The organism is Blastococcus sp. SYSU D00669, assembly GCF_054050715.1.
Map to the genome: position 1 here is coordinate 83,464 of NZ_JBJGZV010000019.1, position 19,265 is coordinate 102,728.

Sequence of the window (19,265 nt, forward strand, 5' to 3'; positions counted from 1 at the left end):
CCCGGACCGGGGGCAGCGAGCCGGACGGCGGCAGCCGCCGGCCGCAGGTGGTGCAGAACCGGCCGCGCGGGCGCGCGGAGCCGCAACGGGTGCAGGACACGGGGCCTCCTCGGTCGGTGGACCGGGGAACCGTGGCCTGCCGCGCCCCGGCGCGGGTCGACGACGCACGCGCTGGGGCGGGTCGTCCCGGGACCGTCACATCCCGACGCGGAGGTGTTGCGATCCCGTGACGCTTCCCCGAACACGCCGGAGCCGGGTGGCTGCGGACCGTGGCGGCCCTCCAGCCTGGGGCCATGGATGCGCTCTGGGTCCAGTCCCTGCACAACCTCCACTGCCCCCGGTGCGACCACCGGCTGGTGCAGCAGGCGGGTCTGCACCACCACGGCGTGCTCGGCGTACCCGTGTACGTCGGCCACGTCGACACGCTGGCCTGCCCGCGCGGCCACGCGCTGCCCGACCGGGCGCTGCTGTACGTCTACCGCGCGCAGCGCGGGCACGCCCCGAGCGCCCCCGTCTCAGAGGTCGTGCCGCCGGTCCGCTGACCGCCGGCCGCGGCCCCGCGCCGCGCCCTTCTGCACCTGCAGCACCCGCCACAGCCCCGTCCGGTGGAGCATGTCCCGCGTCCGCCGGTCGGCACCGCGCAGCACCACGGCCCCGCCCCGGGCCCGGCAGACGCGGTGCGCCCACAGGAAACTGGCCAGCGCCGGGCTGCCCAGCGAGCCGACCCGGCTGAGGTCGACGACGATCCGCCGCGCCCCGGCCAGCAGCGCGTCGTGCAGCAGCCACCGGGCGTCGGCGAACCCGTCGGCGAGCACCCCGTCGTCGAGGGTGACCACCACCTCGTCGACGGCCGGGGGCAGGTCCACGCGATCGGCCACGGCGGTCATGGCCCGAGCGTTCCCGCGGCACATTGCGGTTCCCCGGACGGCCGCTTTGCGATTCCGTGACGGTCCGCCTCCGGGACGGTTGCCGACGCCGGGCGGTGGCAGCATGGGACGGCGTGCCCCCGCGTCTGCTGATCGTCGAGGACGACGACCACATCCGGACCTCGCTGCGGTGGGCCCTCGAGGACGAGGGGTACGCGGTCGACGAGGCGGCCAGCGGGGAGGACGCCTGCGCCGTCGTCGACGCCGCCCCGCCCGACCTGATGGTGCTGGACCTGATGCTCGGGCGGATGGACGGCTACGGCGTCGTCCGCCACGTCCGCCGCTCGCACGACCTGCCGATCATCGTGGTCAGCGCGCGGGCCGACACGCACGACATCGTCGCGGCGCTGGAGGCCGGCGCCGACGACTACGTGACCAAGCCGTTCCAGGTCAAGGAGATCACCGCCCGGCTGCGCGCGCTGCGGCGCCGGGCGGGTGGCGGCCGGCCGGCGCGCGAGGAGGCGCCCCGGGAGGTCGTGCTCGACGCCGACCCCGCCGCACCGCTGGTCCTCCGCGAGGAGCGCGGCACCGTGCACCGCGGCGCGGAGCAGGTGCCGCTCACCGTCACCGAGTTCCGGCTGCTGTGCGAGCTCGCCGCCGTCCCCGGCCGGGTGCTCAGCCGGCAGGACCTGCTGGAGCGGGTCTGGCAGCACGGCTACTTCGGCGACGAGCGGATCGTCGACGTCCACGTGCGCCGGCTGCGCACGAAGGTCGAGACCGATCCCGGCGCCCCGCGGCTGGTCGTCACCGTCCGGGGGCTCGGGTACCGGCTGGACCCGCAGTGAGGCTCGCGCCCGGGCCGCGCGGCCTGCGGGCGCGCATCGTCCTCGCCTTCGCCGCCGGCGCCCTGCTGGTCTCCGCGGTCCTCGTCGTCACCACCTTCCTGCTCGCCCGCGGCTACCTCCTCGACCAGCGCGAGCGCGCCGCCACCCGGCAGGCGTTCGTCGACGCGGACCTGCTGCGCAGCCGGCTCGCGACGGCCGGCACCGAGGTCGGCGACGTCCTCTCGGAGATGTCCCCCGGGCGGTCGGACTTCGTCGTCCGCAGCGGGGACTCCTGGTACTCCTCCAGCCTCGACGTCGGCGCGCGGGACGTCCCCGCGACGCTGCAGGAGCTGGTCGAGGGCGGTGCGGCCGGCACGATCCGGACGCCGTCGGACGAGGGGCCGCGGCTGGTCATCGGCGTCCCCGTGGTCGCCGCCGACCTCGAGTTCTACGAGCTGGCCCCGCTGGTGGAGCTGCGCGGGGTGCTGCGCACGCTGACCGCCGTGCTGGGCGCGGCGGCCGCCACGGCGACCGCGGCGGGCGCCGCCGCGGGGGTCTGGGCCAGCCGCCGCGTGGTGCAGCCGCTCAACCAGGTCGCCGGGGCGGCCACCCGCATCGCCGCCGGCGAGCTCACCACCCGCCTGCCACCGACCGACGACCGCGACCTGGTGGCGATCGTCGGCAGCTTCAACACCATGGTCGACGCGCTCGCCGCCCGCATCGAGCGCGACGCCCGGTTCGTCGGCGACGTCAGCCACGAGCTACGCAGCCCGCTGACCAGCCTGATCACCAGCGTCGAGGTGCTCGCCGCCCGCCGCGAGGAGCTGCAGCCGCGCGCGCGGCAGGCGCTGGCCCTCGTCGAGGAGCAGCTGGTCCGCTTCCGCGCCACGCTCGACGACCTGCTCGAGCTGGCCCGGCTGGACAACGCCGCGGCGGTCGAGGAGCGGTCCGCCGTCGACCTGGCCGCGCTCGCCCGTGAGGTGCTCGTCGCGACCGGCCGACCGGTCGACCTGCTGCACACGGGCGGGCGGACCGTCGTCGGCGGGGACAAGCGGCAGCTCGAGCGCGCGCTGCGCAACCTGCTGGACAACGCCGACCGGCACGCCGGCGGGGCGCGCGCCGTCGGGGTGGAGCAGCGCGACGGGTCGGTGGTGCTGACCGTGGACGATGCCGGCCCCGGCGTCCCGCCGGAGGACCGGGAGCGGATCTTCGAGCGGTTCACCCGCGGCGTGCACGCCGGTCGCCGGTCCCTGCCCGGCGCCGGTCTGGGCCTGGCCATCGTGGCCGAGACCGCCGCCCGGCACGGCGGCGCCGCCTGGTGCTCGGCGAGCCCGGACGGCGGCGCGCGGATGACCCTCGCGCTGCCGGTGGAGCCGGCGTGAGGGGCCGGCTGCTCGTGGCCGCCGCTGTCGTCCTGGCCGGCTGCGGCGTCCCGACCGGCGGGGCGCCGGAGGCGATCCCGGCGTCCGACGTCCCCTACGGCCTGGTCGATCCGGCGCCCACGACGGCCGCGCCGACGAGCTCCGCACCCCGCGCCGACCAGCCGCGGGTCTACCTCGTGGGCCCCGACGACGTCCTCGTGGCCAGCGGTCGCGACGTCGACGGGACGACGACCCGCGAGCGGCTGGCCGACCTCCTCGCGCAGCTCGCCGACGGACCCACCGCCGGGGAGCGCGACGACGCCCTGACCACCGCGCTGCCCCCCGGTCTGCGGCTCACCGTGACCGGCGCCGACGACGGCACCGTGACCGTCGACCTGGCCGGTGCGGGCGACGCCCCCTCCGGCCAGCAGAGCCGGCGCGCCGTGGGCCAGGTCGTGCTGACGGCGACGAGCCTGCCGGAGGTGCGCGCGGTGCTGCTCACCCTGGACGGCGAACCGCTGGAGGCCCCGCTGCCGTCCGGCGAGCTGACCTCCGCGCCGCTCACGGCCGACGACTACGCGCCGCTGGCCACCGCGCCGCCCCCGCCCTCCCCGGCGCCGCCGTCCTGACTTTGCGGTTCCGTGACGAGCGGGTGACGGGTGCCCCTGACCGCTCCGCCGCGCCCGGCGGGCTGGGAGGGTGGTCCCATGAGCACCACCGGAGCACCCCGCGCCGCCATGTCCGAGACCGTCGACCCGCGCACCGGGTCCGTCCGGGTCAGCGGGCACCTGACGGTGCAGGGCGCGGACCTGGTCCGCGGCACCGTGGAGAGCCTCCACCGCAGCGGCCACGCCCGGGTGCTCCTCGACCTGCGGGACGTGCACGCCGCCGACGACGCCGGCCTGCACGTCCTGCGCGACGTGGAGCGGGCGCTCGCCGCGGACGGGGGCGTGCTGGTGCTGCACCCGCGCTCGGCGGTGCGCCCGGCGTGACCACCGCCGGTCAGCGGCGCGGCGGGACGGCGACCCGGTCGAGGTCGGCGGCGACGACGATCTCGCCGGCGAACTCCGCGGCGGCCTCCTCGCGGAACCGCGCGGGGTCGGGGTAGCGCTGGGAGAAGTGGCTGAGCACCAGCAGCCGCACGCCGCTCTCCCGTGCCACGGCCCCGGCCTGGCGGGCGGTGAGGTGGCCGTACCGGTCGGCCAGCGCGGCGTCCTCGGCGAGGAACGTGGACTCGACCACCAGCAGGTCGACCCCCTCGGCCAGCGCGTACACCGCGTCGCAGAGCCGGGTGTCCATCACGAAGGCGAACCGCTGCCCCGGCCGGGGCGCGCTCACGTCCTCGACCCGCACCGTGCGGCCGCCGGTGTCGAGGGAACCCTCCCGCTGCAGCCGGCCGACGTCCGGGCCGGCGATGCCGTACCGGGCGAGCTCGCCGGGCAGCATCCGCCGGCCGTCGGGCTCCACCAGCCGGTACCCGAACGACTCGACGAGGTGGTCGAGCCGGCGGGCCTCCAGCGTGCCGAACGCCCCCGTGGCGACCGGCCCGTCGACCGTGAGCGGTTCCTCGTTCAGCTCGGCCCGCTCGTGGAACACCGAGGCGTGCCGCAGCCGGTCGAAGAACACCTGCCCGCTCGCCGGGTAGTGCGCGACGACCGGGTGCGCCACCCCGTCGAGGGAGAGCCGCTGCACCACGCCGGGCACACCCAGGCAGTGGTCACCGTGGAAGTGGCTCAGGCACAGCCGCGTGACCGCCGAGCTGGGCACGCCGGCCAGGAGCATCTGCCGCTGCGTCCCCTCCCCCGGGTCGAACAGGAACCCCTCGCCGTCCCAGCGCAGGAAGTAGCCGTTGTGGTTGCGGGTGCGCGTCGGCGCCTGGCTCGCCGTCCCCAGGACGACGAGCTCGCGGGCGGCCACGGCGCGGACGCTACCGGCCGGTCCTCCCGGCTCGATAAGCTCCCGGGCGGCGGGCCTCACGCCCAACCCCAGACCGGTTCTCCACGCGGGCCGGCACCGCGGGGCAAAGGGGACTCCGGGAGCCTCGAGGCGCTGGTCGTCCCCGACGTGTCCGGAACTGCTCGGCTGCGGCGGCGGGCGGTGCGTGGAGCCGTCCGGCCGCGCGTGCAGCCGGGAAGGTCCGACCATGACCGTCGCCAAGCAGCTCAAGGCGCGCGTCCGCGCGCGGATGGCCCGCACCGGCGAGCGCTACGCCGTCGCCCGCGCCCACGTCGTCGGCACCGCCGACCACGGCCCCGTCGTGGACCGCGGGTGGGTGCTGCGCGGGGGCACCGACCCCGACACCGCCGCGCTGACCAACGTGCTCGCGCACCGCGGGGTCACCGGGCCCGACGGGCCGCTGACCGAGCCCCTCCTCCTGGTCGCCGGCGGCGGGCTCGGCGCCGGCTACATCCTGTGGGAGTTCGCCCACGACGACAGCCGCGTCGTCACGCTGGGCTTCACCCACTCCTGGCAGTACTTCGACCGGCGGCTGGCCACCACGGTGGACCGGCTGGGGCTGGACGTCGCCTGGTCGCGCACCGGCGGGACCGCCGCCGCGGCCCGGGCCCTCGCCTCGGCGCTGGCCGCGGGCGATCCGGCGATCATCTGGCCCGACCGCTTCCACGTCGGCTACTGGAACCTGCCGCCGTTCCTCGACGGGCACGGCGGCCACCCGGTGGTCGCCTACGCCGTCGCCGGTACCCGGGTGCACGTCGACGACCGCACCCTGGCCCCGCTCACCGTGGCGGTCGACGACCTCGACCGGGCGCGGGCCCGCGTCGGCAGCTACAGGAACGCGGCGCTCGTCGTCCGCACCCGGGACGCCGCCGTCCCCGCCGATCGGCTGCGGACGGCGGTGCGCGCCGGGCTGCAGGCCACCGTCGACCAGCTCGGCGGGACGTCGACGTCGTTCGCGCTGCCCGCCTGGCGCAAGTGGTCGAAGCTGCTCGTCGACCCCCGTGCCGCCAAGGGGTGGCCGACGGTGTTCGCCGACCGACGCGGCCTGCTGCGGGCGCTGGCGAGCGTGTGGGAGGGCGTCGAGCCCGCCGGCACGGACGGCGGCTCCCTGCGCGGGCTGTTCGCCGACGGGCTGGAGGAGGCCGCCGCGCTGCTCGGCGAGCCGGCGCTGGCCGCCGAGGCGGCGGGCTGGCGGGAGATCGCCGAGCGCTGGCACGCCGTCGCCGAGGCGGCCCTGCCCGCCGACGTGCCGGCGCTCGTCCGGCTGCGCGAGCTGACGGCCACGGTGACCGGCACGGTCGCCGAGGGCGACGCGGCCGCCGCCGAGCGGGCCGCGGCGGCCGAGGAGCTGTGGCGGCTGCGGGCCGAGCACGACGCCGAGCCGCCGCTGTCGCCGGAGCGGGTCGCCGTCGTCCTGGCCTCGATGAGCGAGCAGGTCGCCGGGATCGTCGACGCCGAGTCCGCGGCCGTGCGGCGGCTGGCCGCCGTGCTGGCCGGGTGAGCCGGCCGGCGGGCCCGGGACTACCCCGGGCCCGCCGGCGGTTGCACCCGCCATGACCACCACAGCGCTGACCGCCGACTCCTTCGAGCGGACGGTCACCGGCAACGGCATCGTCCTGGTCGACTTCTGGGCCGCCTGGTGCGGGCCGTGCCGCGCGTTCTCCCCCGTCTTCGAGGCCGCCTCGGAGCAGCACTCCGACATCGTGTTCGCCAAGGTCGACACCGAGGCCGAGCAGGGCCTGTCGGCCGCGGCGGGCATCCGCTCGATCCCGACCCTCATGGCGTTCCGCGACGGCATCCTCGTCTTCAACCAGGCCGGTGCCCTGCCCGCGCCCGCCCTCGAGCAGCTGATCGCCGGCGTGCGCAGCCTCGACATGGACGAGGTGCGCGAGCAGCTCGCCGAGCAGCAGGCCGCGCGCTCAGCCTGACCGGAGCAGCGCGGCCGGCACGTCGACCAGCCGCGAGCGCAGGTACTCCCCCAGCCCCTTCGCCTGCGCGTCGGGCCGGGTGCTCGACGCGACGCCCTCCCCTAGCAGCCCGACGACCACCACGTTGACCGCGCGCAGGTTCGGGAGCGGGAAGACGCGGACCTCCAGGTCGGCCGCCTCGGTGAGCAGTTCCCTGATCCGCTTCGGCGTGATCTCGGCGGCCAGCCAGGCGTAGGCGTCGTCGTCCCGCACCCAGAACCCGACGTTGGCGTTGCCGCCCTTGTCCCCCGACCGCGCGCCGGCGATCCGGCCCAGCGGCACCCGTTCGGTCGGTCCGCCCGGCACCTCCGGCGGCGGTGCCGGCTCGGCCGGCGGGGCCACCGGCCAGGTCGGCGGGTGCGGGATCGCCTGCCGCGTCCCGTCCGGCAGGTGGACGGCGTGCGCGACGGCGTCGGCGGGCACCAGCGCCGGCCAGTAGACGCCGTAGGCGCTCTCCCGGGTGGGCGGCGAGGTGGCGTGGAAGCCGGCGTAGCCGCCCAGCGCCAGCCCGACGGCCGCGTCGGAGAACCGGCGGCCGACCTTCTCGGCGTCGGCGTCCTTGACCGTGATCCGCAGGTATGCGGTGGCCTGCTCGTTGGTCGGGGCGTCCGGGACGTCGAAGCGCAGCAGCCGGACGTCGGTCTCCGCGAACGCCCCGCGGCCGCCCAGCTGGTCGAACAGCAGCTGCTCGGCCCAGGCGGCCTTCTCCTCGACGTCCAGGCCGGTGAGCACCAGCGTCATGGTGTTGCGGTAGCCGCCGAGGGCGTTGAGCGCGACCTTGAGCGTGTCCGGCGGCGGGCTGCCGCGGGTGCCGCTGATCCGCACCCGGTCGGGCGCCTCCTGGGTGAGCGCCACGGTGTCGAAGTGCGCGACGACGTCGGGGTTGGCGTAGGCCGGCTCGGCGATCTCGTAGAGCAGCTGCGCGGTGACCGTGCCCACCGAGACCAGGCCGCCGGTGTCCGGGTGCTTGGTGATCACGCTGCTCCCGTCGGCGGCGACCTCGGCGATCGGGAAGCCCGGCGCGCGGCGGTCGCGGATCTCGTCGAGGAAGGCGTAGTTGCCGCCGGTGGCCTGCGGGCCGCACTCGACCACGTGCCCGGCGGCGACCGCGCCGGCCACCGCGTCCCAGTCGGTCCGCCGCCACCCGTGCCACCAGGCGGCCGGGCCGACGACGAGCGAGGCGTCGGTGACCCGCGGGCAGACGACGACGTCGGCGTCGGCGGCCAGCGCCTCGGCGATCCCCCACCCGCCCAGGTAGGCGTTGGCGGTGAGCGGGCGCAGCCCCGAGTCGGCCAGCTTCTCGCCGGTGTCGAGGTGCGCCAGGTCGACCCCGGCCGCCTGGAGCTCCGGCAGCCGGTCGAGCAGGTCGTCGCCGGTGACCGCGGCGACCCGCGCCGGTACGCCCAGCCGGGCGGCGAGGTCGCCGACCGCCTCGGCGAGCCCCAGCGGATCGAGCCCGCCGGCGTTGGTCACGATCTTGACGCCCCGCTCGAAGCAGGTGCCGAGCACCTGCTCGAGCTGGGCGAGGAACGTGCGCGCGTAGCCGGCGGTCGGGTCCTTCCGGCGGGCCTTCCAGAGGATGAGCATGGTCAGCTCGGCCAGGTAGTCACCGGTGAGGACGTCGATCGGGCCGCCCTCGACCATCTCCCGCGCCGCCGAGAGCCGGTCGCCGTAGAAACCCGAGCAGTTCGCGATGCGCACCGGCCTGCGCGGGGCGAGGTGCGGCGGGCCGGTGGGCGGGCTCATCCGCCGGCCTCCGGAGCACGGCCGGGGCCGGGCGGCCCGGCGAACGCCTGCGCGACGTCCAGCCACCGGTCGGCCACCGGCCCCTCGGCGACGAGCGCGGTCTGCCCCCGGTGGCGGCGCTGCACGACGAGCAGGCAGAAGTCCTCGGCCGGGCCGGTGACGCGGTCGGCGGCGTCGTCCGGACCCCACGTCCACGGCTCGCCGTCAGGACCGGTCAGCTCCACCCGCACCGGCGCCCCGGGCGCCGGCAGCCCGCGGACGGCGAAGCTCCAGCCCAGGGTGCGGACGCCGAGGTGGGCCACGTGCCGCAGCCGCGCGGTCGGCCGGCGGACCAGCCCGAGGGCGTCGTGCACGTCCTGGCCGTGCGCCCAGGTCTCCATGAGGCGGGCGGTCACCGACGACGCGGCGCTCATCGGGGGGCCGTACCAGGGCAGCTTGGCGCCGCCGTCGAGCGCGGCGAAGACGTCGAGGTAGGCGCGGCGGGTCTGCTGCAGCCAGGCGAACGCCTCGGCGCCGGGCAGCCCGCGGTAGCGCTCGGCCACCCGGTCGGGGTCCTGCTCGGCGAGCGCCGCCACCTCGGCGGCGAACGCCTCGGGCTCGGTGGCCGCGCGCACCGCCGCCTCGTCGAAGAAGGCCAGGTGGGTGACCTGGTCGCGCACGGTCCAGCCGGCTGCCGGGGTGTCGCGCGCCCAGTCGGGCTCGGCGAGCACCGACAGCACCTCGTAGAGCTCGGCGGACTCCGCGGCGAGGTCGGCGGTGAGCGCCGCCATGTCGACGCTCACGCCTCCTCCCCCACCACCGCGAGCACCGCGCCGGTGTCGACGGTCGCGCCGACCGTCGCCGGCAGCGCCATCACCAGGCCGTCGTGCGCCGCGCGCACCGGGTGCTCCATCTTCATCGCCTCCAGGACGACGACCACCGCGCCCGCCCGCACCGGGTCCCCGACGCCGACCTCCACCCGCACGACCGTGCCGGGCATCGGGGCGAGCAGCGAGCCCGCCTGCTCCTCGGCCTCCGGCTGGGGGAAGCGCTCGACCTCGGTCAGCCAGGTGGCGCCGAGCGAGCTGTCGCAGAAGTGGTCGTCGGCGACCCGGTGCACCTCGACGGTCCGCCGGACCCCGTCGACCGTCAGCGTCACGGCGTCCGGCGAGGCCGCGTCGACGACGACGTCCAGCCGCTCGCCGCCGACCGCGGCCCGCACCCCGTCGCGGGTGTAGCGGTACGCCACGTCGACGGCGGCGCCGTCCAGCGCGAAGGTCGTCGTCTGGTCGGCCGACGGCACGTTGCGCCAGCCGCTGGGCACCGCCGCCTGCACGCCCGCGGCCGCCCGGCGCCCGGCCGCGCCGGCGAGCGCGGCGGCCAGGGCGTGCACCCGGAGGGCGAGCCGCTCGTCCCCGGACCGCCCCAGCTCGACCGGGTCGTGCCGCTCCAGGTAGCCGGTGTCGATCCCGCCGCGGCGGAACTCGTCCTCGCGCAGCAGCCCGACGAGCAGGTTGCGGTTGGTGGTCACGCCGTGCACCCGCGCCTCGGCCAGCGCGCGGGCCAGCGTGCGGCAGGCGGCGTCGCGGGTGGGGCCGTGCGCGATGACCTTGGCCAGCATCGGGTCGTAGTGGACGCCGACCACCGACCCGTCGGCGACCCCGGCGTCGACCCGCAGGCCGGGCAGCTCGGGCACGCGGAACCGGTGCACCGTGCCGGTGGCGGGCAGGAAGCCGGCCGCGACGTCCTCGGCGTAGAGCCGCGCCTCGACCGCGTGCCCGGTGAGCGAGGCTCCGGTGACCTCGGGGGGCAGCGGTTCCCCGTCGGCCACCTGCAGCTGCACCCGCACCAGGTCGAGGCCGGTGACCAGCTCGGTGACCGGGTGCTCGACCTGCAGCCGGGTGTTGACCTCGAGGAAGAAGAACCGCCCCGCCCGGTCGAGCACGAACTCGACGGTGCCGGCGCCGACGTAGTCGATCGCCTTGGCCGCGGCGACGGCGGCGGCGCCCAGCTCGGCGCGCAGCTCCGGCGTCACCGCCGGCGACGGCGACTCCTCGACGATCTTCTGGTACCGCCGCTGGATCGAGCACTCGCGCTCGAAGAGGTGGACGACGGTGCCGTGGGTGTCGCCGACGACCTGGACCTCGACGTGCCGCGGTCGCTCGACGAAGCGCTCGAGGAAGACCGTGCCGTCGCCGAACGCCGACGCCGCCTCCCGCCGGGCGGCGGCCACCGCCCCGGCCAGCTCGCCGGCCTCCCGGACGATCCGCATGCCCCGGCCGCCGCCGCCGAACGCCGCCTTGACCAGCAGCGGGTAGCCGATCCCCTCGCCGGCGCGGGCGAGCGCGGCCTCGTTCAGCTCCCCGCGGGCGCCGATGACCGCGCCGGGCAGCGTGGGGACCCCGGCGGCGGCCATCCGCTCCTTGGCCGCCGTCTTGGACCCCATCGCCTCGATCGCCTCGGGCGAGGGCCCGACGAAGACCAGCCCCGCATCGGCGCACGCCCGGGCGAAGCCGGCGTTCTCCGAGAGGAACCCGTACCCGGGGTGGACGGCGTCGGCGCCGGTGGCCCGCGCCGCCGCGACGAGCCGGTCGCCGCGCAGGTAGGTCTCCGCCGGGGTCGCGCCGGGCAGCCGCACGGCCTCGTCGGCGGCGGCCACGAACGGCGCGCCGGCGTCGGGGTCGGAGAAGACGGCCACCGTGGCGATGTCCATCTCCCGCGCGGTGCGGGTGATCCGCAGCGCGATCTCGCCGCGGTTGGCGATGAGCAGCTTCCTGATCACGCGCGCCTCACATCCGGAAGACGCCGTAGCCGCGGCGCCCCTCGATCGGTCCGGAGTGCGCGGCCGACAGCGCGATGCCGAGCGCGGTCCGGGTGTCCCGCGGGTCGAGCAGCCCGTCGTCGTACAGCCGGCCGGTGACGGCGAAGGCGTGCGCCTCGGCCTCGATCTGCGCCTCGATCGCCCGTCGCCGGGCCTCGTCGGCGGCCTCGTCGAACTCCTTGCCCGACGCCGCGGCCGCGGCCCGGCCGACGATCGAGAGCACCCCGGCCAGCTGCGCGGCGCCCATGACGGCGAGCTTCGCGCCCGGCCAGGCGAAGGCGAAGCGCGGGTCGAACGCCCGACCGCTCATGCCGTAGTTGCCCGCGCCGAAGCTGGCCGCGAGGTTCACGGTGAGGTGCGGGACCGTGCTGTTGCTGACGGCGTTGATCATCTTGGCGCCGTCCTTGATGATCCCGCGCTGCTCGTACTCCTTGCCGACCATGTAGCCGGTGGTGTTCTGCAGGAAGAGCAGCGGGGTGTCGGCGGCGTTGGCCAGCTGGATGAACTCGGTGGCCTTCTGCGCCTCCGGGCCGAACAGCACGCCGCGGGCGTTGGCCAGGACGCCGACCGGGAAGCCGTGCACCGACGCCCAGCCGGTCACCAGGCTGGTGCCGTACTCGGCCTTGTACTCGCCGAAGCGGGAGCCGTCGACGACGCGGGCGAGCACCTCGCGCGGGTCGAACGGCACCCGCAGGTCGGCCGGGGCGATGCCGAGCAGCTCGTCGGGGTCGTGGACGGGCTCGTCGGCCGGCAGGGACGGTCCCGGGCCGAGCTTGCGCCAGTTGAGCTCGCTGACGATCCGCCGCCCGATCCGGATCGCGTCGCGCTCGTCGACGGCGAAGTGGTCGGCCAGACCCGAGACGCGGGCGTGCATGCGGGCGCCGCCGAGCTCCTCCTCGTCGGCGTCCTCACCGGTGGCCATCTTGACCAGCGGCGGCCCGCCGAGGAACACCTTGGCCCCGCCGTCGACCAGCACGGCGTGGTCGCACATGCCCGGCAGGTACGCACCCCCGGCGGTGGAGTTGCCGAAGACCAGCGCGATCGTCGGGATGCCCATCGCCGAGAGCTCGGTGAGGTCGTGGAACACCTTGCCGCCCGGCACGAAGATCTCCGCCTGCGTGGGCAGGTCGGCGCCGCCGGACTCGACGAGGTTGACCACCGGCAGCCGGTTGCGGCGGGCGATCTCCAGCGCGCGCAGCGACTTCTTCAGCGACCAGGGGTTCATCGCGCCGCCGCGGACGGTGGGGTCGTGCGCGATCACCACGCACTCGACGCCGGACACCACGCCGATGCCGGTGACCAGGCTGGCGCCGACGGTGAAGTCGGTGCCCCAGGCGGCCAGCGGGGAGAGCTCGAGGAACGCCGAGTCGCGGTCGAGCAGCAGCTCCACCCGCTCGCGGGCCAGCAGCTTCCCGCGCGCGCGGTGCCGGGCCGCGTAGCGCTCCCCGCCGCCGGCGCGGGCCAGCTCGAGCTGCTCGTCCAGCTGCGCGAGCAGGGCCAGGGACGCCGCCCGGTTGGCCCGGTACTGCTCGTCGCCGGGGTCGAGGCCCGAGCGGAGCACCGTGCCCTCGGTGACGCGGGGGTGGAGGGATGCGACCACCCCCGATGTCTACACCGCCGCGGTGGCGCAGCTCACGTGGCTCCGCCGGACGGCGGGCGCCGCATCCCGAGGACCGCGGCGGAGACGCCGAACAGGGCGGCGCCGGGCACGAGCAGCCACATCGGCCAGAAGTAGTCCGGCTCGCCGTCGACGCTGACCAGCACCCACACGGTGAGGTTGATCGACACCACGGCCAGCCAGACCGTCCAGAGCACCTTGAGCGCCAGGGGCAGGCGGGCGACCTTCGGCGCGGGGCGGGACGCCGGGGCGGGGGACGGCGGCGGCGCGGACATCTCGTCGGCGGGCGGCAGGTCGGCGAGCAGCGGCTCGAGGTCGGCGTGCGTGACGGCGGCGTACGCCTGGGTCAGCCGGTCGTCGTACTCCAGGAGGTCCAGCCGGCCCTCGCCCAGCGCCAGCCGCAGCCGCTCGGCGGCCGCGTGGCGGTCGCGGTCGGAGATCCTGAGCTCGGGTCGCCGCTCGTCCATGGCCGACCTCCCGCGGAACGTCTCGGACCGAATCTAGTCCCCGGACCCGGCCTGCGGGTGGCAGCGGACGGCCACGATCGCGACGTCGTCCTCCGACCGCCGGGCGACGATCCGGTCGAGCAGCGCGTCGCACAGCGCGTCGAGCCCGAGCCCGCCCACCTCGGCGAGCAGCCGGACGAGGCGGTCCAGCCCCTCGTCGATCGTCGTCCGCCCCTGCTCGACCAGGCCGTCGGTGTAGAAGAGGAGGGTGTCGCCGGGGAGCAGCCGGGCGACGTGGTCGGTGCGGCCCTGCGGGACGTCGGTGCCGAGCAGCGCCTCGGGGGCCGACGTCAGCATCTCGACGGCGCCGTCGGCGTGGCGCACCAGCGGGGGCAGGTGCCCGGCCGACGACCAGCGCAGGGTGCGCAGGCCCGTCCCGTCCTCCTCCGGCGACTGCTCGATCCGGGCGATCAGCGCGGTGGCGAGCGTGCCGATCCGCAGGCCGCCGAGCGCGTCGTCGACCCGGGTGAGCACCCGCGCGGGCGACTCCTGGCGGTCGAAGGCGATGCCGCGCACGATGCTGCGGATCTGCCCCATCGCCGCGGCGGCGTCGACGTTGTGGCCGACGACGTCGCCGATGACGAGCAGCGTGGCGCCGTCGGCCTGCTGGAACGCGTCGTACCAGTCGCCGCCGACGTGCATGTTGCTCGCCGCCGGCTGGTAACGGACGGCGAGCTCGAGGTCGTCGGGCTGCGGCGGCGGGGTGAGCAGGCTGCGCTGCAGGGTCTCGGCCACCTTGAGCTGGCGGCCGTAGAGGCGGGCGTTGTCCAGGGCCAGCCCGGCCCGGCGGGCCACCTCGACCGCGGTGGCGATCTCCATCTCGCTGTGCGGGCCGCGCGCCCGGGTGTTCATCAGGGCGATGCCGCCGAAGGTCTCGCCGCGGGCGCGCAGCGGGACGATGGTGAACGAGTCCGAGTCCAGGCGCTGCCAGGCCGTGCGGACCTCGTCGGTGGTCAGCTGCGGCTCGACCAGCTCCGCCGGGATGGGGTGGGCGTGGATCGGCTCGCCCATGAGGAAGGCGGTGGTCATCGGGCTGTCCTCGTCGCCGCCCTGCTCGGGCCGGTCGAGGTAGGTGTCCATGTCGGTCACGCGCTCGGGGTCGCTGTGCCGGCGGGCGGCCTCGGTGGGCCGGCGGTCGTCGCCGATGAGCGCGGCGATCGCCCAGTCGCACAGGCGCGGCACCACGAGGTCGACCAGCCGCTCCAGCGTCTCCCCGGTGTCGAGGGTGCTGATCATCGACTCGCTGACCTCGGCGAGGAAGCGCAGCCGCTCGCTGTCGGCCTCGGCGTCCACGTCGGTCGGCGCGGCCACCTCGGCGAGCCGGTCGGCCGGCTCGCGGAAGCTGACGTGCAGCCGGTCCCCGCTGCGCACGGCGGTCGCGCTCAGCCAGCGCCCGCCGGGCGCGTAGTAGCCGTGCCAGGTGACCCGCTCCCCCACGCTGCGCGCGTGCAGCAGGAAGCTGTGGAAGATCGTGCCGCCGAGTTCCGGCAGGGCGATCCAGATGTTGCGCCCGAGCAGGTCGGCGCGGTCGCGGCCGAGCAGCTCCGCCGCGGCCCCGTTGACGTAGACGATCGACCAGTCGCCGTCGAAGACAGCCACGCCGTCCGGGACGGCGTCGAGCGCCTCGCCCAGGAGGCCCGCGTCCGCGGGTGCGGAGGCGGTATCGGTCACGGCGTCTCCACGGTCCGGCCGGCGGGCACCTCCCGCGGCATGTCGGGCAAACCGTACCGACTGGACGACGCCCCGTGCGGGGCCCACCGTTCACAGGGGGGCTGAGCTGGGTGGACCTGTCCACAGGCTGGACGCAGAACTGTCATGATCGAACGTATGATCGAAGGCGTGACCACGCCCGCCGCGACCACGGTGTTCGCGCCGCAGACCGACCTGGCGTCGGGTCCGCTCGCCGCGGTGCAGGAGGCCGACCGCGAGATCGCCCGGCAGGTGGCGCTGCGGTCGCGCGCCATGGCGGAGTTCGCCGGGACGTGGCCGGCGGAGCTGGACCGGCCGCAGGGCGTGCCGGGTGCGATGAGCGCGGAGCGGTGGCGGTCGCGGCCGGAGCTGCTCGGACCCGTGTCGGAGTGGGCGGTGCCGGAGCTGTCCATCGGACTGGCCCGCGCGCAGGGCAAGGCGGAGCGGCTGCTGGACGAGGCCCTGACCCTGGTGCACCGGCTGCCGGGCACGCTGGCCGCCCTCGAGGCCGGGATGCTGACCGAGGACCACCTGTGGTGCCTGCGCGAGCACGTCGCCCCCATCGCCGACGACGCGGTGCGCACCGAGGTGGAGGCCGCGGGGCTGGGCTGGGTGGCCGCCCGGGCGGCCGGGCGGACGATCACCACCCCGCCGCAGCTGGGCGCCAAGGTGCTGCGCGAGGTCACCGCCCGCAACGTCCGCAGGGTCGCCGACGAGCTGGCCAGGGCGGTCAAGCGGCGCGGGGTGAGCGTGCAGGGCGACCGGCGGCCGGGGATGGCCTCGGTGGTCGCGCTGCTGACCCTGCCGGAGGCGCAGGCGCTGATCGCCGCCGCGGAGGCGCACGTCGACGCGCTGCCGGTCGATCCGGCCGACACCCGCACCCGCGGGGAGAAGCTGGCCGACGTGCTGCTGGACCTGGTGCTGCGGCCGGGGGCGGGCGACCGGCCGCCGGTGCAGGTGACGCTGACCCTGGTCGCCCCGATCGGCACGGTGCTCGGCGGTGACGCCCCGGCCGAGCTGGGCGGTCAGGTGATCCCGGCGGAGCTGGCCCGGCAGCTGCTGGCCGCCCTCACCGGCGCCCACCTCGGCGCCGCCGCGGGCACCGCCGCTCCGACGGAGCAGGCGGAGTCGGCCGGGTGGGACGAGGACGATCGGTTCGTCGACCCCGGCCTCGACCCGCAGGACTGGACCGAGCAGATGCGCGCCGCGCACGAGGCCTGGGAGGCCGACTGGGAACGCCGTCTGGACGCCGGCGAGTTCGACGGCCCCGACCCCCTCTCCGCGGCCGAGGTGGTCGCCGCCGCCGAGCGGGCGCTGGACGACGGCTGGCTGGAGCTGGAGGCGGAGTTGGCCGCCACCGACGCCCGGGAGGAGGCGGAGTTCGCGGCCGGGCTGCACCCCGACCCCTTCCCCGAACCGGAAGACGGCCCGCCCGACGATCCGCCGGACTCCGGCTGGTGGGCGGCCGCCGACCGGGCGGTCGAGGACGCGTCGGCGGCGGTGCGCGGGTCCCTGCGGGCGATGGCCCGCGCCCACCGGCTGGTGCGCACGGCCGAACGCGCCGACCTGGCCGACGAGGCCTTCCGGCGGGCCGGCCCGTCCGGCCGGGTCTCGGCCGCCCGCGACGCCCTCGGCGCGCTCTCGGCCGCGGCCGCCGCCGACCGGGCGGCTCTGACCGACCTGCTGGCCCGCACCGCCGGCGGCGGACTGGTCGACCGGCCGCGGATCGCCCTGGTGGACGCACTGTCGGGTGCGCTCGTCTCCCTCACCGACCTGCCCGGGCTGCGCCGCGCGGCCACCACCGGGCACCCGCTGGGCGCACCACCGCCGACCGACGGCTACCGCCCCGGGGCCGAGCTCGACCGGTTCGTGCGGCACCGCGACCGCCGCTGCCGCTTTCCCGGGTGCCGACGACGGGTCCGCGCCGGCGAGCTGGACCACCACGTGCCCTACCCGCTCGGCGCCACGTCGACGGCCAACCTGGTCGGCTTCTGCACCGGCGACCACCGCGGCAAGCACCAGGCCCCCGGCACGACCCACGAGTTGGCCGCTGACGGGACCCTCACCGTCACCACCCGGTCCGGGCTCGTCGCCACCACCGAGCCGCCGCCGTTCTGACCCGCCCGGATCAGCCGCCCCGGCCCGAGCCGTGGGCGGGGAAGCGCTCGGCGAGCCACGCGTCCCGGTCGGCGAGCGCGGCCCGCGCCATGGCGGTGGGGTGACCGGTGAAGCCGTGCGGCGACGCGGGGTAGACGCGCAGGTCGACGCCGACGCCCGCCGCGGCGAGCCGGGCCGCCATGACCAGGTTGTCCTCGAGCAGGACGTCCGACGCCCCGACGACCAGCAGTACCGGCGGGAGGCCGCGCAGGTCGCCGAAGACCGGCGACACGTCCGGAACGGTGCGGTCGGCCACGGCGCCGACGTAGGCCTGGAGGAAGTACTCGTCGGCGATCAGCCGGCCGGCCGGGGTCCCGCCGCTGAGGTCGTAGGTGCCGAACTGCAGGACGGCGCCGGCGAACGGTCCGGCACGCCCCCGGTCCCGCAGCCGGAGCAGCGTCGTCACGGCGAGCGTGGCCCCGGCCGAGCTGCCGCCGACGGTCAGGCGGGGAGTGCCGAACCGCTCCCCGGCGTGGTCGAGGAGCCAGAGGGCAGCGGCCTCGCAGTCGTCCGGCGCGGCCGGCCACGGATGCTCCGGCGCGAGCCGGTGCTCGACGCCGACCACGGCGATGCCGAGCGACTCGGCGAGCGCCGCGTTCCGCGCGTCCGCGCCCGCCGTCGGCCCGAGGTAGAAGCCCCCACCGGGGATCTCGAGGTGCACGCCCCGCACCGGCCGGTCCGCCGGCAGGGCGATCCGCAGCAAGACCTCCCGCCGGCACCCGTCCACGACCTGCTCCACCCGGGCGGACGGCGGAGCCGGCACCGATGCGGCCCGCGCCGCCAGCAGCTCCTCGAGGGACGCCGGGCCCCGCCGTGACCCCCGCTCCGCGTAGAACGCCCGGCTCTCCGCGACGTGCCGGGCGAGATCCGCCCCGACGAGGTCGCCCAGCCCGATCCGCACACAGCCTCCCCTGCTCCCGGTGCGGCACCGGCCGGCGTGCACGCTGCACGCCGGCCGGTGACCGTCAGCGGGCGGCCTACAGGAGCTCGAGGATGGTGGCGTTGGCCTGGCCGCCGCCCTCGCACATCGTCTGCAGGCCGTAGCGGATGCCGTTGTCGCGCATGTGGTGCACCAGCGTCGTCATCAGCCGGGCACCCGAGCCACCCAGCGGGTGACCCAGCGCGATCGCGCCGCCGTTGGGGTTGAGCGCCTTGGCGTCGGCGCCGATGTCGGCCAGCCAGGCCAGCGGCACCGGCGCGAAGGCCTCGTTGACCTCGAACGCGCCGATCTCGTCGACCGACAGCCCCGACTTCGCCAGTGCCTTCTGCGTGGCCGGGATCGGCGCGGTCAGCATGATCACCGGGTCGGCACCGGCCAGGACGGCGGTGTGCACCCGCGCGATCGGGGTCAGCCCCAGCTCCCGGGCCTTGTCCGACGTCATCATCAGCAGCGCCGCCGAGCCGTCGGAGATCTGCGAGGAGTTGCCGGCGGTGATCGTCCCGCCCTCCGGCTTGAACACCGTCTTCAGCGTGCCGAGCTTCTCCACCGTCGACTCGCGGATGCCCTCGTCCACCGACACCACGCCGGCGTCGGTGGTCACCGGGGCGATCTGCGCCTCGAAGCGGCCCTCGTCCCGCGCGGCGGCGGCCTTCTCGTGCGAGGCCACCGAGTACTCGTCGAGCTGCTGCCGGGAGAAGCCCCACTGCTCGGCGATCATCTCCGCGCCCACGCCCTGGTTGGGGAAGACGCCGTAGCGGTCCATGAACGGCCCGGGCAGCGGCGACCCGCCCACCGACGTCGCCGTCCCCATCGGGATCCGGCTCATCGACTCCAC

At 76.5% G+C, this 19,265-nt stretch carries 18 protein-coding genes; 8 read left to right on the forward strand and 10 right to left on the reverse strand.

Annotated elements, in window-relative coordinates:
• Positions 1 to 293: 293 nt before the first annotated feature.
• Entirely contained in the window at positions 294 to 542 is a 249-nt protein-coding gene (locus ACI8AF_RS15015; protein ID WP_456540524.1) for a hypothetical protein, read from the forward strand.
• On the opposite strand, the gene ACI8AF_RS15020 is transcribed toward ACI8AF_RS15015, so the two are convergent.
• Positions 516 to 887 carry an STAS domain-containing protein gene (locus ACI8AF_RS15020; protein ID WP_456540525.1) on the reverse strand — a complete coding sequence of 124 codons (372 nt, stop codon included), beginning with the start codon at positions 885 to 887 and terminating at the stop codon, positions 516 to 518. The genes ACI8AF_RS15015 and ACI8AF_RS15020 overlap by 27 nt on opposite strands.
• Positions 888 to 1,000: 113 nt before the next feature.
• Here ACI8AF_RS15020 and ACI8AF_RS15025 point away from each other — a divergent pair, with 113 nt between their 5' ends.
• The 4 genes from ACI8AF_RS15025 (at position 1,001) to ACI8AF_RS15040 (ending at position 4,043) form a co-directional block, all read left to right on the forward strand.
• Positions 1,001 to 1,711, forward strand: a complete 711-nt coding sequence (locus ACI8AF_RS15025) for a response regulator (protein ID WP_456540526.1) — start codon at positions 1,001 to 1,003, stop codon at positions 1,709 to 1,711.
• On the forward strand, positions 1,708 to 3,072 hold the full coding sequence (locus tag ACI8AF_RS15030; protein ID WP_456540527.1) for a sensor histidine kinase: 1,365 nt from the start codon (positions 1,708 to 1,710) through the stop codon (positions 3,070 to 3,072). Before ACI8AF_RS15025 ends, ACI8AF_RS15030 begins: the two co-directional genes overlap by 4 nt.
• On the forward strand, positions 3,069 to 3,680 hold the full coding sequence (locus ACI8AF_RS15035) for a GerMN domain-containing protein (RefSeq protein ID WP_456540528.1): 612 nt from the start codon (positions 3,069 to 3,071) through the stop codon (positions 3,678 to 3,680). Before ACI8AF_RS15030 ends, ACI8AF_RS15035 begins: the two co-directional genes overlap by 4 nt.
• Positions 3,681 to 3,758: 78 nt before the next feature.
• Complete coding sequence (locus ACI8AF_RS15040; protein WP_456540529.1) at positions 3,759 to 4,043, forward strand: STAS domain-containing protein; 285 nt, start codon at positions 3,759 to 3,761, stop codon at positions 4,041 to 4,043.
• Positions 4,044 to 4,053: 10 nt separating this feature from the next.
• Here the strand turns inward: ACI8AF_RS15040 and ACI8AF_RS15045 are convergent, their stop codons facing one another.
• Positions 4,054 to 4,968: a ribonuclease Z gene (locus ACI8AF_RS15045; protein ID WP_456540530.1), complete on the reverse strand. Its 915-nt coding sequence runs from the start codon at positions 4,966 to 4,968 to the stop codon at positions 4,054 to 4,056.
• A 226-nt stretch (positions 4,969 to 5,194) separates the two neighbouring features.
• Here ACI8AF_RS15045 and ACI8AF_RS15050 point away from each other — a divergent pair, with 226 nt between their 5' ends.
• A complete protein-coding gene (locus ACI8AF_RS15050; protein ID WP_456540531.1) occupies positions 5,195 to 6,508 on the forward strand; it encodes a BtrH N-terminal domain-containing protein in 1,314 nt (437 codons plus the stop codon).
• A gap of 52 nt (positions 6,509 to 6,560) precedes the next feature.
• Entirely contained in the window at positions 6,561 to 6,935 is a 375-nt protein-coding gene (trxA, locus tag ACI8AF_RS15055) for a thioredoxin (RefSeq protein WP_456540532.1), read from the forward strand.
• Here trxA and ACI8AF_RS15060 read toward each other — a convergent pair.
• Genes ACI8AF_RS15060 through ACI8AF_RS15085 form a run of 6 tightly spaced genes read right to left on the reverse strand, consistent with a single transcriptional unit; the run spans position 6,927 to position 15,315 of the window.
• Positions 6,927 to 8,720 carry an acyclic terpene utilization AtuA family protein gene (locus ACI8AF_RS15060; RefSeq protein WP_456540533.1) on the reverse strand — a complete coding sequence of 598 codons (1,794 nt, stop codon included), beginning with the start codon at positions 8,718 to 8,720 and terminating at the stop codon, positions 6,927 to 6,929. The genes trxA and ACI8AF_RS15060 overlap by 9 nt on opposite strands.
• Positions 8,717 to 9,502: a TIGR03084 family metal-binding protein gene (locus ACI8AF_RS15065; RefSeq protein ID WP_456540534.1), complete on the reverse strand. Its 786-nt coding sequence runs from the start codon at positions 9,500 to 9,502 to the stop codon at positions 8,717 to 8,719. The genes ACI8AF_RS15060 and ACI8AF_RS15065 overlap by 4 nt, the downstream gene beginning before the upstream one ends.
• Entirely contained in the window at positions 9,499 to 11,481 is a 1,983-nt protein-coding gene (locus tag ACI8AF_RS15070; protein WP_456540535.1) for an acetyl/propionyl/methylcrotonyl-CoA carboxylase subunit alpha, read from the reverse strand. Before ACI8AF_RS15070 ends, ACI8AF_RS15065 begins: the two co-directional genes overlap by 4 nt.
• A 7-nt stretch (positions 11,482 to 11,488) precedes the next feature.
• Positions 11,489 to 13,120 (reverse strand): acyl-CoA carboxylase subunit beta, encoded by a 1,632-nt coding sequence (locus ACI8AF_RS15075; RefSeq protein WP_456540536.1) that lies wholly within the window; start codon positions 13,118 to 13,120, stop codon positions 11,489 to 11,491.
• 32 nt (positions 13,121 to 13,152) lie between these two features.
• Positions 13,153 to 13,605 carry a DUF1707 SHOCT-like domain-containing protein gene (locus ACI8AF_RS15080; protein ID WP_456540537.1) on the reverse strand — a complete coding sequence of 151 codons (453 nt, stop codon included), beginning with the start codon at positions 13,603 to 13,605 and terminating at the stop codon, positions 13,153 to 13,155.
• Positions 13,606 to 13,638: 33 nt separating this feature from the next.
• Entirely contained in the window at positions 13,639 to 15,315 is a 1,677-nt protein-coding gene (locus ACI8AF_RS15085) for a SpoIIE family protein phosphatase (protein WP_456540538.1), read from the reverse strand.
• Positions 15,316 to 15,483: 168 nt separating this feature from the next.
• On the opposite strand from ACI8AF_RS15085, the gene ACI8AF_RS15090 reads away from it, so the two are divergent.
• Positions 15,484 to 17,451, forward strand: a complete 1,968-nt coding sequence (locus tag ACI8AF_RS15090) for a DUF222 domain-containing protein (RefSeq protein ID WP_456540539.1) — start codon at positions 15,484 to 15,486, stop codon at positions 17,449 to 17,451.
• 10 nt (positions 17,452 to 17,461) lie between these two features.
• Here the strand turns inward: ACI8AF_RS15090 and ACI8AF_RS15095 are convergent, their stop codons facing one another.
• Together ACI8AF_RS15095 and ACI8AF_RS15100 are read right to left on the reverse strand one after the other, a co-directional pair.
• Positions 17,462 to 18,391, reverse strand: coding sequence for an alpha/beta hydrolase (locus ACI8AF_RS15095; protein ID WP_456540540.1), 930 nt, complete (start codon positions 18,389 to 18,391; stop codon positions 17,462 to 17,464).
• A gap of 76 nt (positions 18,392 to 18,467) precedes the next feature.
• On the reverse strand, positions 18,468 to 19,265 hold a 798-nt coding region (locus ACI8AF_RS15100), incomplete at its 5' end, for a thiolase family protein (RefSeq protein WP_456540541.1).

Bases quoted from the DNA above. Each gene is read 5' to 3' on its own strand.
- ACI8AF_RS15050 (WP_456540531.1), top strand. From the start codon at position 5,195: ATGACCGTCGCCAAGCAGCTCAAGGCGCGCGTCCGCGCGCGGATGGCC.
- ACI8AF_RS15060 (WP_456540533.1), bottom strand. From the start codon at position 8,720: ATGAGCCCGCCCACCGGCCCGCCGCACCTCGCCCCGCGCAGGCCGGTG.
- ACI8AF_RS15015 (WP_456540524.1), top strand. From the start codon at position 294: ATGGATGCGCTCTGGGTCCAGTCCCTGCACAACCTCCACTGCCCCCGG.
- ACI8AF_RS15020 (WP_456540525.1), bottom strand. From the start codon at position 887: ATGACCGCCGTGGCCGATCGCGTGGACCTGCCCCCGGCCGTCGACGAG.
- ACI8AF_RS15080 (WP_456540537.1), bottom strand. From the start codon at position 13,605: ATGGACGAGCGGCGACCCGAGCTCAGGATCTCCGACCGCGACCGCCAC.
- ACI8AF_RS15040 (WP_456540529.1), top strand. From the start codon at position 3,759: ATGAGCACCACCGGAGCACCCCGCGCCGCCATGTCCGAGACCGTCGAC.
- trxA (WP_456540532.1), top strand. From the start codon at position 6,561: ATGACCACCACAGCGCTGACCGCCGACTCCTTCGAGCGGACGGTCACC.